Below are 13,111 nucleotides of genomic sequence, written 5' to 3'. Positions count from 1 at the left end.
TTGGGACATCTACTCGGACAACTCAGTAACAACCCGTATTCACAGGGTTTTTTAAGACTGCCCGGCATTTGCACAAAACTGCTTTAAAGACAGGATCCGGGCATCTTACGCATTCTCAGCCGACAAGTGACTAATCGTGAGCAGCAGCACGGAATCTTCAGTGGCGCGCACCGTGTGCGAAACCCCACCTTCTAAGTGAATCAGCATGCCAGGCCCCATCGGCTGCTCCACATTGTTCACACCAAACATCACGTGGCCAGACAGACATTGCACAAATATCTCCCCTTCCACATGGTGATCAGACAAACCTTCACCCGCTTTTAGGACAAGCCTTAATAATTGCAAATCGCGTGACCGCAAAATGGAAACACTGATCTTGCCGCCAAGCTCTGGTCCCAGATCGTTCAGATCAATGACTTCACCTGATTGACGATGTTCCAATGACATGCCGATTCTCCTCTGTTTAATTGTGGTTGGTTATTCATCATACCGAAGCCATCTCCTAAAAGACCACAATCCCACGATGGGTTATCCGACTTTGTGTGCACAAAAAACCATGCTTTAACTACCCCACAAGCCTGTAACTGACACGTACTTGCATCTCAAGAAAAAACACCGTTGGTTATAAAATAACGGCCGCATTTTTAAACGATCAGGCGGATCGAACCATGCACAGAACATCGGTAAAAACATTGGTCAAAGCAAATGACTTACAGATCACCTACGAAGGTTCGGCATTGGACACTGGCGAAATGAACGTGCGTGAGCTCGCACCTGCATTACTAGCCATCGGTGATCTATTAACCGCATCGACCCAAGTTTTACGTGCGATAAAGTGACATCACAAGTCAACGTCAAAGGCAGCTTCAAGAGCGGCTCTTTTGGGATCGACTTTGTACTGAGTACAGATTTTTTAACGCGTGTCCAAGACCTTTTTGCGTCTGACACGGCTTCAGCCATCACGAATGCCACAGGGATTCTCGCAGCACTTGGATTTGCCGCCAACCAAGGTTGCCGAGGACTACTGCACGTCATCCAATGGTTGCGCGGCAGAACGATCCAACAAATAGAAACCAAATCAAATACCGCCATTGTGCATGTCGACGGCGAGCAGCTGGAAATACAACTGCCCATACTGACTTTATTTCGAGATGTTGCCGTTCGAGAAGCAGCCCAACGCATGCTAGAGCCTCTCTCTCGTCAAGGTGTTGAGAAGTTTTATGTGGGCACAGACAATCTGATTTCCGCCACGATCACTGCGCAACAAGCACAATGGTTTGTCGCACCTCAAGCTCAAGATAAACTTCTGGTCGATGAAATTCGAAAAATAATTTTTTCTATTATTTCACTCACATTCAAAGAAGACAACAAATGGCGTTTGCACGACGGCATGTCAACCATCAATGCAATCATCTCTGACGTTGACTTCCAACACAAGGTCGATCGCAATCAGATCAACTTTGCAAAAGGCGATATCTTGGTTTGCGACGTGCGTGTGCGCCAGTGGCAATCTGCGCAGGGCGCAAAAACTGACTACGAAGTTATCCGTGTCCTATAACATCACACAGCCTCCAGACAGATTTCTCTGCCCGGCCTTTAACATCACAAAATCAGTCTAATCAAAACGGGCGTGAAACCCGAAGACTTCACGCCCGTTTGATCGATCTTTTGACCTACACTCGGCCTCTTACTTTTCGCCTTAGAACAAGCTAGGCAGCCAGAGAGAAATCGCTGGGACGTAGGTGATAAAGACCAGATACGTGAGCAGCACCAGCAACCACGGGCTGGCTGCCTTGATCACCTGGCCTATACTCATCGTCGTAATACCCGCCGTGACAAATAGGTTGAGCCCCACCGGTGGCGTCACCATCCCGATTTCCAAGTTCACCACCATGATGATCCCCAAATGCACGGGATCGATTCCCAACTGGGTCGCAATCGGGAACAGAATGGGTGCCAGAATCAAGATAATGCCGGTTGGTTCCATAAAGGCACCAGCCACCAATAGCAAGATGTTCACCACGATCAGGAACTGCCAAGCTTCCATGTTCCAAGCAATGATTTGCTCAGCAATCGCCTGCGGAATGCGCTCAGAGGTGAGTACGTGCGCAAACAACAAAGCGTTGGCAATCAGAAACATCAGCATAATGGTGATCTTAGAAGCATCCACCAAAACACCGGGGACTTGCTTAAAGCCAATATCCCGATACACAAAAACAGCAATCACAAAGGCATAGACTGCTGCCACTGCTGCGGCTTCTGTGGGTGTGAAGATACCGCCATAAATCCCACCTAGGATCACGATAATCAACAACAGACCCCAAATCGAGTCACGCCCCGCAATAAAGACCTCTTTGAAGCTAGCGCGTTTCTGGCGAGGCATTTTATAAATGCGTGCAACGATATAAATAATCGTCATCAAAACCACGCCGAGTAACACCCCAGGGACCACACCGGCCATAAACAGCGCACCAACTGAAGTCTCAGTCACTGCACCATACACAACCAGAACGATGGATGGCGGAATCAGAATGCCCAGCGTACCCGCGTTACAGACCACACCCGCCGCAAACTTTTCTGAATAACCCTCACGCACCATACCGGCAATCACGATCGAGCCCACAGCCACCACGGTCGCCGGTGACGATCCTGACACAGCGGCAAACAACACACAGGCCAGCACCGACGCAATCGCCAAACCACCATGTAAGTGACCAACCGCCGCTTGTGCAAAACGAATCATGCGTTTGGCCACACCACCAGTGGTCATGAAAGAACCGGCCAACACAAAGAACGGAATGGCCATCAAGGTGAAGTGTTCAGACGTCTCATAGAGCTTGAGCGATAGCGAAGCTAAGGAATCCGTGCCAAACGCCATGATGGTAATCAGCGACGATAAGCCTAAGGCAATCGCCACGGGCGTGCCCATGAACATGAACAGAAATAACAGTAGGAACAAAGCAAGTGTTGTCATGATTTATTCCTCGTCGTGACGATATTTCAACGCATCGGCAACTTCGTCACCGAGCAATGAGGCCGAACGTCCACTCAACAGACGCACTAAGACTTCCAAGAACCGAAAAAGCAAGAGCCCAAAACCTATTGGCAAAACCAGACGGGGAACCCACTGAGGGATCGGCACATCCTGCGCATAAATGCCAATCGTGTACATTTTGTCGACATAAATCCAGCTGCCGTACAGCAAAATACTGGCGTATACGATGCACAGAATCGTCGATAAAATGGCAACCACATGCGCAATATTCTTGGGCAGAATGCGCACTAAGGCATCCACACCAATATGCGCACCGACGCGCACACCGTAAGACATGCCCAGAAAAATAATGCCACCGAACAGAAAGATCGACAGCTCTAATGCCCAGGAAAAACTGTAGTCAAAGCCGTAACGAGCCACCACAGCGCCAAATGTGACAATCGTCATTGCGGCGAGCAAAAAAGCCACAATGCCCTCTTCAAAATGCTCAAGCCATCGTCGTAGCATGAGAGTTCCTTCATTTCAATAAAAAACACGACCGCCCACATGGGCGGCCGTTTTAGTCAGTCATCTGATGACTCAAAGTTGCACCAAACAGCGTCTTACTGTTTGTTGGCTTCTTCAGCTTTCGAAATCAGATCTTTACCAATTTTATCTTCAAACTTGGCCCACACTGGACGCATGGCTGCACGCCAAGCGTCTTTATCTTCAGGTGTCAACTCCTGAATCTTGGCTTTGCCGGCACCTTCAATGGTTGCGCGTGCTTTTTCGTTCAGCTCGGCAGCGGCAGCGTTGGAATGCTCTGTGGCAGCGGCCATGGCTTGGGTCAGACCGTCACGGATGTTTTGTGGCAGACCTTCCCACCAGCCACGGTTGGTCACAACCATGTAGTCAATCACACCGTGGTCTGTATTTGCAATCGTTTTTTGCACTTCGTGGAATTTCTGGGATTCTATGTTGGACCATGTGTTCTCTTGACCATCCACCACGCCTGTCTGCAGGGCTTGATACACCTCAGCGAAAGCGAGTTTCTGTGGGTTTGCATCTAAGGCACGGAACTGGTTTTCCAGAACGTCAGAGCTCTGAATACGGAATTTCAGACCTTTGACGTCTTCTGGGCGTGTCAGCTTGTCTTTGTTGGTGGACAACTGCTTAGTACCGTTGTGCCAGTAGGCCAAACCTTGCAAACCATGTTTTTGCAGTGAGTTCAACAGCGCTTGACCTTCTTCACTCGCTTGGAAGCGATCCACAGCGGCAATGTCGTTGAACAGGAAAGGCAAGTCAAATAATTGCAACTGGGGTGTGTAGCGGTCAAATTTTGACAATGAAGGGGCAATGATGTGCACATCACCCAACAGTAAGGCTTCCATTTCCTTACCATCGCCAAAGAGTTGTGAGTTCGGGAAAACTTGAACTTCAACTTCACCAGGTAACAATTGCTCAGCGACTTCTTTGAATTTCAGTGCGCCCTGTCCTTTCGGCGTACCATCGGCGACAACGTGACTGAATTTCACGACAGTTGGTGCAGCCCATGCAGGTGCGGCCATCGCGAAGGCAGCCGTCATGCCCAGAGCAACAGCAAGTTTAGCGGTTGAAAATGACATATGTGTTTCCTTTTAAAAAGATGCTTATCACAGCGCTGTAGTGATGCTAACGAATTTTGTAAAGTTTCAGCCAGTAGGATAAACCCCAAAGAAAGTCTTTTTTTCGCCACACTTGATTTGCATCAAACAAGGCGCAAGCTCTTTAAATAACGCCCCCATAAAAACTTGTTGAAACAACAAGATCATGCGACTCTTAGTATTTCAACTTACACAACTCATTGCCATTTCTCATGCAGTGCGAGACAGGAGAACCTTTACATGCTAAAAACCCGATTCAAATGTCTCCCGATGGCTGCGGCTATTCTCTCGGCTGGGCTGTTGTTCACAACGTCAGCCAGTCAGGCTTGCACGCGTGTTGTCTATCATGGTGACAATGCACTCAACGTCACGGCACGTTCCATGGACTGGAAGGTCGACGTCATGACGGACCTCTGGATTTTTCCACGTGGCATGGAGCGCACTGGCCAAGCTGGACCCAACTCACTCAAATGGACATCTAAATATGGCAGCGTCATTGCATCTGCCTATAACGCGGCCACAACAGATGGTCTCAACGAAGCAGGGCTGGTTGCAAACGCATTGTGGCTGGCAGAGTCTGAGTACCCCGCGTATGACGCAAACAAACCTAGTCTTAGCATCGCGGCATGGACCCAATATGTACTGGACAACTTCGCGACAGTCGAAGAAGCCGTCAAAGCACTAGAAAAAGAACCTCTGGCGCTCGTCACGAGCCAAGTGCCAGGCGAAGATCGCCTCGCAACCTTGCATCTCGCAATCTCAGATGCGTCTGGTGACAGTGCCATCATTGAATACATTGATGGCCAACAAATGATCTATCACAGTCGCGACTATCAAGTCACCACCAACTCGCCCACTTTTCCTGAACAGTTGGCTTTGCACTCGTACTGGACTGAGATTGGCGGCACGGTCATGTTGCCTGGCACAAACCGCGCGGCCGATCGCTTTACACGAGCGGCGTTTTATATCAATGCCGTGCCTAAAGACCAGGACCATCTCAAATCGCTGGCCAGCGTCTTTAGTGTGATTCGCAATGCGTCCGTCCCATTTGGGCTGACCACACCCGATCAGCCCAATATTTCATCGACCCGCTGGCGCACCGTTTCTGATCAAAAGAACCTACTGTATTTCTTTGAAAGTGCGGTGACACCCAACGTATTTTGGGTGGACCTTAAAAAGCTAGATTTTTCTGAAAAATCCGGTCAAGTCAAAAAACTCGACCTTGGACCTGATCAAGGCAATCTTTTCTCAGGCGAAGTCAGTGCGGATTTCAAACCAAGCCAACCGTTTGAGTTCTTAGGCTTATAAATCAACATCCAAACATCCATAAAGAGGGTTGTACAACGATTTACGACCCTCTCTAAAACATCAAACCAGGCATTGCATCAATTTAAATCCTGTTGTACAACCGACAGTTGCCGTCCTTACTTAAAGAAACAGTTACAGTTACACTTTCACGTCTATGTGGCTTCTGAATTTAATTGCAACTAAATTTGAAACCAACACACTAATCGTATTGCTCTGACGACGCTTTCAGGATTCACACCTTGTCGCAGACTGATTTGTCGACGGCGGATTAAAAACGGCGCCAAAAACAATGCCAAACTGACCTCAACCAACATTTGGATCAATCGCAACTCACGTTTCACGTATGCAAACAATCTCGGCCCGACCCTCTCGTTCACGATCGCAAGACTCAGCCTACCAGACTGCGTCTTGGCGTGACGGCACGCTCTTTATCGAGGGACGATTGCTGAGTCTGGGTGCAGCCAAAGGCAGGCATGCCCTGCCCGCTTTAATCCAACAACTGAATGCACAAGGCCCTCAGGTGCTGGCGCAAGCGCAAGGCGATTTTGTGGCGCTGATTACGACAGCAGACGAAATCTACGCTTTCAAAAGCTTTACCTCGCAATATCAGCTGTACTACCGCCCCGAAGACGGACTCGTCTCGAATCGTTTGCATACATTCTGGGAACCTGATCTCGTCTGGGACCAAACGTATTTTTTTAAACACGTACTGGGTACGCCTGGCTACCAGTCGATTTCTGTTCAAACGCCCTTGGCCGGTGTCCAGCGTGTTTTGCCAGGCGAAATGGTGACACTCTCACACAGCCGCATCAAACGCGAGCAATGCACACAGCGCCAATACCGCTATAACCTCGATGCACAACAAACCCATGCATCCGCCAGTGGTCCGATTCTCGATGTGTTGCGCGATAGCATTCAGACTCAAATCGAAGCGGCCCCGGATACAAATTGGTTCATCGATGTCTCTGAAGGGCTCAATGCGATCTTTCTGGCGCAACTATTTCATGAGCAAGCCGGTGACAAAGTCCAGACTGTGGTTTTGACACAAGCCGAGCAGTCCGAGTCGACACCACAATTGCAGCTTGTTCACCAAGCCGCCCAGCACTTTGGTTTGTCGCTGTCAATCGTTCAAGCACCTAAACATCGCGCCACTAACAGTGGCGCAAGCAGTCCCGCACAAACACTTTACAGTGAGGAACCAACCCAAACGTTCTGGCGTGCTACCTCACCCGCACACACCCTGTCACAGCACATTCCGGCTGGCGCTTCGGTCGTCACAACCCATGGCATACAAGGACTCTTTGCGCGATCGACCGCGTTTTTACCTTACCTACTCAAACACGGCCAATTCTTAGCTTGGCACAAGGCGGTCAACCAGGTCAGTGAATTACTCTCGCGCGGCCCACTCAACTTATCCTGGCAGTGCTTATTGTCCCAAATGCCGAATACTTGGCAACGGCGCTTGAATCACCCCGATGCACTTACCCAGCGTAAAGTCTTTGGCACCCGAGATATTGATCAACAAGCAACGCATACACAACACATGACTTGGCTAAAAGCCCGTGATTGCGCACCGCTTTATAACGACGAATATCAGCAAGCCAAAAAACTCCTGTTTGGCGCAGACATCTTGAATTGTGACTGGGCACAACTAGGCACCATGCGTCTACAAGCAGAAACTAGCTTTGGCGCACGACAGCAAACGCAAGTCATGCCGTTTTGTCAGTTGCCTGTCATGGATCACTTGTATCAACAGGTCAATGCCAAACTCGTGCACGATTTTGAAGCACCTGATCTAGCGCTTTTACGGGCTGTTCAAGCACGAATTCTCCCCGACAAGCTGATCCAGAGTCACTCAAACGTCACATTCGATTCTCAACGTCAACAAACCCGTTTGCGCACGGATGAACGTCATCAATATGAAGCGTTTTCAGCTTTACTGCGTCAAGCCAATCCAGATTGGGTTGATCTGAAATCTGCCCGGCAATCGCTCGAAAGCCTATTGTTTGGCGTGAACAATCGAAATACACAAGGCGTGATGTCCTTGCTGAGTTACTTACAGTGGCAGCAAATGTTTAATACGCAGGCTCCTCGTCTGCAAAGACAAGCCGATGATCACTGTCGGATCTATCGCACTGGCGGCCTGAATGGCTGTGAAGACTGTCGACCAGGCCTGAGAGCCTGACTATCTGATTGACGCTCGCTCACATTGAGATAGCGATTCTTTAGGCCTACAAAACATCATTTCCTGATCTGGCGCAAACATTTCCACATTTTAGTAACGACTTTACCTGTAAACGCGAATTGATCTCATTATAATTTGTGCGTACTTAATATGACAGGATGCAACCAGACCATGCAAACATACGCACAGAGCGACACATCGACCAAGCTCAAGGCCAAAGCCTTAGCCCGTTCCTTACTGGCAGGGGTCACGATGCTCACATGTCTGAGTCTGTCAGCACAAGCCGCCACAGAGAACAAAACTGCTGAAGTCGCCAAACGTGACAAATTGGTTCTGGCCGGTCCCAGTGCCACCGTGTCTTTGCCCTTAACCCACATGGTTGAGAGCGGTGCTTTAAAAGACATTGCCGACAATGTAGAGTTTGTACTCTGGAACAACCCAGATCAACTACGGGCCCTCACTTTAGACAAGAAAGCGGATTTTGTGGCCATGCCCACCAACGTCGCAGCCAACCTCTATAACCGCGGTGTTCCGCTACAGCTGGCCAATGTGTCAACCTGGGGCATTCTGTGGATGGTCTCGCGTGATCCAGATCTTAAAACGCTTGCTGACTTCAAAGGTCAGGAAATCGCCATTCCGTTTCGAGCCGATATGCCAGATATTATCTTTTCTTATCTGACAGAAAAATCAGGACTCGATCCACACAAAGACTTTAAGATTCGTTACTCTGCCACCCCCATGGACGCCATGCAGCAGTTGGTGATGCGTCAGGTGGATCATGCATTGCTGGCCGAGCCTGCCATCTCCATGGCACTCAGAAAAACGGGTTCATTCCCACTGTCTGTTGTCGCACCTGATTTATATCGCAGTGTCGATCTACAAAAAGAATGGGGACGCTTGCAAGAGACCGAAGCCAGAATCCCACAAGCGGGCATGGTTGTGATTGGCGAGACGCGCTTAGACGATGCACTCGTGGATCGACTAGAAAAGGCCTATGCGCAATCTAGTCGTTGGTGCTTTGACAATGCACAGGCTTGCGGTGAAATCGCAGCCAAATACATCCCTGCCCTCACATCCGAAGCCATTAGCGATGCCGTTGCCGTGATTCCACAACACTATGCGGTTGCGCAAGACGCACGGCCTGAGCTTGAGCAGTTCTACACATTGTTGCATTCCCGTCAGCCTGCCCTTATCGGCAACAAATTACCTGACGATGGTTTCTACAGCACCGCCACAAAACCAGCCCCATGAGTTTGTCACGTCGTTTATTAGATGCACTGTCAGCCACTTTGCGCTATTTGTGGAGTGGTTGGGGTGCGATCGCTAGCTTGCTTTTATTTTGTGCGGTCTGGGAGCTGGGTGCACAAAAGTATGGTGACTTAATCCTACCGGGTCCAGTCACCACGCTTGAGCAATTGCGCGTGATGTTTGACGGTGGACTGGCCATGCCGCACCTCGTCATTTCCGCACGCCGTGCGCTCTACGGATTGTCGCTGGCCTTAGTGGCTGGAACGTTATTAGGTTTGGCAGCCGGTCGCTCTGTAACAGCCGCCATGCTGTCTAGACCGTTGGTGACGCTTTTACTGGGCATGCCACCCATTGCTTGGCTTGTGTTAGCAATGTTGTGGTTTGGTCTAGGTGATGCCACGCCTGTTTTTACGGTCTTTATTGCCTGTTTTCCGGTGGTATTTGCAAGTGCGATGCAAGGCTCTCGAACCGTCGACAACAAGCTCACAGACATGGCACGAACTTTCCATTTGCCCGCCTGGATGATGTTGACAGACGTCCATCTGCCGCACGTCACGTCTTATCTATTTCCCGCCTGGATTACGGCTTTAGGAACCGCTTGGAAAGTTGTCATCATGGCGGAGCTACTGACAACCGTCGATGGGGTCGGTGCTTTACTGGCTGTTTCGCGAGCACAGTTGGATACGGCCACCTCTTTAGGCTGGATTCTCGCTGTTCTAGCTTTACTATTAGCCATTGAATATTTGTTTTTGGAACCCATTAAACGCCACGTGGAACGTTGGCGCACGGTCAACGCCTCGTGAGTCATTTACGCATCCAAAACTTGTCACACCGTTACGGCTTAACCGAGGTGTTAGAACAAATCAACCTCGATCTGAGCGCTGGGCAAACATTGGCGCTTGTCGGTCCATCTGGCTGTGGCAAAAGTACCCTGCTCCATATCGTAGCGGGTTTACTCATTGCCTCTGATGGCAAAATCAACATGACGTTTGATCGTGTCAGTTGTGCGTTCCAAGAGCCACGCTTAATGCCGTGGAAATCTGCTTTAGACAACATTGCCCTTGGACTGAAAGCCAGTCGCCTGTCGCGTTCACAACGTCGCCATGAAGCAGCTCAACTTGGCCATCGTATGGGTTTATCCACAGAAGATCTGGACAAATATCCACACGAACTGTCTGGTGGCATGCAAAGTCGGGTTTCACTGGCACGAGCGCTGGCAATCCGACCTGACCTGTTGCTACTCGATGAGCCTTTCTCTGCGCTAGACATTGGTTTAAAAACCGAGCTATATCAACTGCTGTCAGAACAAACCGTCCACAACAAAACCGCTGTCTTTCTGATCACGCACGATCTGATGGAAGCCGTTCGTTTGTCCGATCGCATTATGGTGATGGCTGCCGAGCCTGGTCGTTTTGTGCATGAGCTGGTTTTACAAACACCGCATGAAGAGCGTGACAATGCATGGATTTACCAAACCACCGGTGAACTGATGATGACAGACGCTGTACGCATCGGTTTTGAGTTACCTGCCCCGATCACATCGGCCCGCACATCTACAGCAAGCCACGACAGGAGCCCGAGTTGACGTCTCCTAAATTCTCTCTGTCGGCATTTTTACGCGGTGACTGTAACGTCTTTATGTGCGGCTTCAGACCTTTTTTTGTGCTGACCGCATTGAGTGCCACGGTTCTGATGGCTATCTGGCTACTTGTACTTACAGGCTGGATCAGTATTGATACGCCGGGTGGAATGTTTCTCTGGCACGGGCATGAATTGGTTTACGGCTTTGTGGGCGCGGCGATCGCAGGGTTTGTATTAACAGCCATCCCAGAATTTACTGGAGCAACACCCATCGCTCGCTGTGGGCTTGTACGCCTAGTCATTCTCTGGGTTCTGGCGCGTATCGCTTATGCGCTGGCAGGGTTTTGGCCGCATTGGCTTGGTCTATGGCCTGCAATGCTGCTCAGCCTGATGTTTTGGGGAGGTATTCTAGCTGCGATTATCCCTCCACTTTGGCATGACTCACAACGTCGACACTTAAGCTTTATCTGGACTCTTGGTGCACTCGCACTCATTGAAATGGGGTTTTACTTGTCTGCTCAGCTTGAACTGATGGATGGGCTAGTTTGGCTGCGAGTTGCCGTAGGTCTCATCATGATATTGATTATCGTGGCTGCGAGTCGCATTTCCATGGCGGTTGTCAACCAGCGTGTCGAACAAGGTCGACCGGGGCAGCCTGAGCCCGAGGATGTGGGTTATCTGGCGCGTCCACCGCGACGTAATCTGGCTATCTTTACGATTGCAGTCTGTACGGCAACCGAATTTTACCTTGGCGATAATACCGTTACTGGTTGGACTGCCCTAGCCGCATCAGCGGCCATGCTCAACCTTTTAAATGATTGGCACGTCGGGCGACCGCTCTTTACCCGCTGGGCTTTCATGATGTACAGCTTTTATTGGCTACTAGCAATCGGTTATGCCCTCATGGGGGCAGCTTGGTTAGGTGCTCCATTATTACCTTCAGCGGGTCGGCACCTATTGATGGTGGGTGTACTTGCTCTGACCATCCTAACGGTGATGTCTGTGGCAGGTCGTATTCATGCGGGTCAGTGGTTAGATCGTCGTCTTTGGATTCCTACTATCGCGGTACTGTTTGTTGTGTCAGCAGTTCTAAGAACACTGGCTGGCACTTATGCCGCGATGAACTGGGCAATGCCCTTGTGGCTGATTGCCGGAAGCATCTGGGCTATCTGTTTCGCAGTTTATCTATTTAAAGCATGGAAAGTACTAACAGGTCCTCGACCCGATGGCTTAACGGGTTGCGAAGAACCCGTCAATCGACATAGTGATCTGGATAACCGTGAGTTGGGCTGAGGCGTAAAAGCACAAATGAATGACACATTGCCACAAAACAATAAACTATTCAGTTGGCAACTCAACGGTATGTGATGATCTACTTCTTCAGTCGGTAGTGTTAGTGCTCTCCCTGTCTGACATCATTAACCTGAATGGCTGTGGTTATCACTGACTACATGACCAAACGCTTTGATGCCCTATTTTTAGGTGGGAGACCGTTGCCTCCGCTCCCGAAGTCGGAAACAACAGTCAACTGAGAAGTGCCACTTCCATATAAAACAACTCAATCACCACGCCTGACCATGGCTTACTAAAACCGTACCCTAACGATGGATATGATTACGGAAAAACGTCGGCAGCTTTGAATGTTGAACCAACTAGATCTTTACTAGACACTAACGGCTTCTCTACCTGTAATGCAGGCCAAACGATATTTAAATCACTATCGTCCCATAGAATGCTGCGTTCATGTTCAGGTGCATAAAAATCCGTAGTTTTATATAAGAAATCTGCTGTGTCACTCACAACAACGAAACCATGCGCAAAACCTTCTGGAACCCAGAGTTGTCGTTTGTTTTCTTCACTCAACATGACACCGACCCACTTACCAAACGTCGGTGAGCTCTTCCGCAAATCAACCGCTACATCAAACACAGCACCATGCACTACCCTCACTAATTTCCCTTGAGGTTGTTGTATTTGATAATGCAAGCCTCTCAACACACCATGAGCACTTCGACTATGATTGTCTTGCACAAAATTGATTTCTCGCCCGACAGCTTTCTCAAAAACTTTCTGATTAAAGCTTTCAAAGAAAAAGCCCCGTGCATCTCCAAACACCCGAGGTTCAAATATCAAAACCTCTGGTATATCTGTCTGTACAATGTTCATCTAACC

At 49.4% G+C, this 13,111-nt stretch carries 13 protein-coding genes; 8 read left to right on the top strand and 5 right to left on the bottom strand.

Going from position 1 to position 13,111, the window contains the following annotated elements:
- Positions 1-105: 105 nt before the first annotated feature.
- Positions 106-447, bottom strand: a complete 342-nt coding sequence (locus ACOI06_RS04265; RefSeq protein WP_420661280.1) for a cupin domain-containing protein — start codon at positions 445-447, stop codon at positions 106-108.
- A gap of 221 nt (positions 448-668) precedes the next feature.
- Here ACOI06_RS04265 and ACOI06_RS04260 point away from each other — a divergent pair, with 221 nt between their 5' ends.
- Together ACOI06_RS04260 and ACOI06_RS04255 are read left to right on the top strand one after the other, a co-directional pair.
- Complete coding sequence (locus ACOI06_RS04260) at positions 669-839, top strand: hypothetical protein (protein WP_420661278.1); 171 nt, start codon at positions 669-671, stop codon at positions 837-839.
- On the top strand, positions 836-1,558 hold the full coding sequence (locus ACOI06_RS04255) for a hypothetical protein (RefSeq protein WP_420661277.1): 723 nt from the start codon (positions 836-838) through the stop codon (positions 1,556-1,558). Before ACOI06_RS04260 ends, ACOI06_RS04255 begins: the two co-directional genes overlap by 4 nt.
- Positions 1,559-1,699: 141 nt before the next feature.
- On the opposite strand, the gene ACOI06_RS04250 is transcribed toward ACOI06_RS04255, so the two are convergent.
- From ACOI06_RS04250 to ACOI06_RS04240, 3 genes are all read right to left on the bottom strand, one after another.
- Positions 1,700-2,974 carry a TRAP transporter large permease gene (locus ACOI06_RS04250; RefSeq protein ID WP_420661276.1) on the bottom strand — a complete coding sequence of 425 codons (1,275 nt, stop codon included), beginning with the start codon at positions 2,972-2,974 and terminating at the stop codon, positions 1,700-1,702.
- Positions 2,975-2,977: 3 nt separating this feature from the next.
- Complete coding sequence (locus ACOI06_RS04245; RefSeq protein WP_420661275.1) at positions 2,978-3,502, bottom strand: TRAP transporter small permease; 525 nt, start codon at positions 3,500-3,502, stop codon at positions 2,978-2,980.
- A 95-nt stretch (positions 3,503-3,597) separates the two neighbouring features.
- The gene (locus tag ACOI06_RS04240; RefSeq protein WP_420661274.1) at positions 3,598-4,599 is read right to left on the bottom strand and encodes a TRAP transporter substrate-binding protein; all 1,002 of its coding nucleotides are present in this window, start codon (positions 4,597-4,599) and stop codon (positions 3,598-3,600) included.
- Positions 4,600-4,857: 258 nt separating this feature from the next.
- Between ACOI06_RS04240 and ACOI06_RS04235 the strand changes: the two genes are divergently transcribed.
- The 6 genes from ACOI06_RS04235 (at position 4,858) to ACOI06_RS04210 (ending at position 12,232) form a co-directional block, all read left to right on the top strand.
- On the top strand, positions 4,858-5,925 hold the full coding sequence (locus ACOI06_RS04235) for a linear amide C-N hydrolase (protein WP_420661273.1): 1,068 nt from the start codon (positions 4,858-4,860) through the stop codon (positions 5,923-5,925).
- A gap of 343 nt (positions 5,926-6,268) precedes the next feature.
- Positions 6,269-8,110 carry a hypothetical protein gene (locus ACOI06_RS04230; protein ID WP_420661272.1) on the top strand — a complete coding sequence of 614 codons (1,842 nt, stop codon included), beginning with the start codon at positions 6,269-6,271 and terminating at the stop codon, positions 8,108-8,110.
- A 171-nt stretch (positions 8,111-8,281) separates the two neighbouring features.
- Positions 8,282-9,361: an ABC transporter substrate-binding protein gene (locus ACOI06_RS04225; RefSeq protein ID WP_420661271.1), complete on the top strand. Its 1,080-nt coding sequence runs from the start codon at positions 8,282-8,284 to the stop codon at positions 9,359-9,361.
- Positions 9,358-10,161 carry an ABC transporter permease gene (locus ACOI06_RS04220; protein ID WP_420661270.1) on the top strand — a complete coding sequence of 268 codons (804 nt, stop codon included), beginning with the start codon at positions 9,358-9,360 and terminating at the stop codon, positions 10,159-10,161. Before ACOI06_RS04225 ends, ACOI06_RS04220 begins: the two co-directional genes overlap by 4 nt.
- Positions 10,158-10,943, top strand: coding sequence for an ABC transporter ATP-binding protein (locus ACOI06_RS04215; protein WP_420661269.1), 786 nt, complete (start codon positions 10,158-10,160; stop codon positions 10,941-10,943). The genes ACOI06_RS04220 and ACOI06_RS04215 overlap by 4 nt, the downstream gene beginning before the upstream one ends.
- Positions 10,940-12,232 (top strand): NnrS family protein, encoded by a 1,293-nt coding sequence (locus ACOI06_RS04210; protein WP_420661268.1) that lies wholly within the window; start codon positions 10,940-10,942, stop codon positions 12,230-12,232. Before ACOI06_RS04215 ends, ACOI06_RS04210 begins: the two co-directional genes overlap by 4 nt.
- Positions 12,233-12,553: 321 nt before the next feature.
- On the opposite strand, the gene rfbC is transcribed toward ACOI06_RS04210, so the two are convergent.
- Positions 12,554-13,105 carry a dTDP-4-dehydrorhamnose 3,5-epimerase gene (gene rfbC, locus ACOI06_RS04205; protein WP_420661267.1) on the bottom strand — a complete coding sequence of 184 codons (552 nt, stop codon included), beginning with the start codon at positions 13,103-13,105 and terminating at the stop codon, positions 12,554-12,556.
- Positions 13,106-13,111 lie beyond the last annotated feature (6 nt).

The organism is Orrella sp. 11846 (assembly GCF_048820935.1).
Taxonomy (GTDB): Bacteria; Pseudomonadota; Gammaproteobacteria; order Burkholderiales; family Burkholderiaceae_B; genus Algicoccus.
This window is presented reverse-complemented; position numbering and strand designations above follow the sequence as displayed.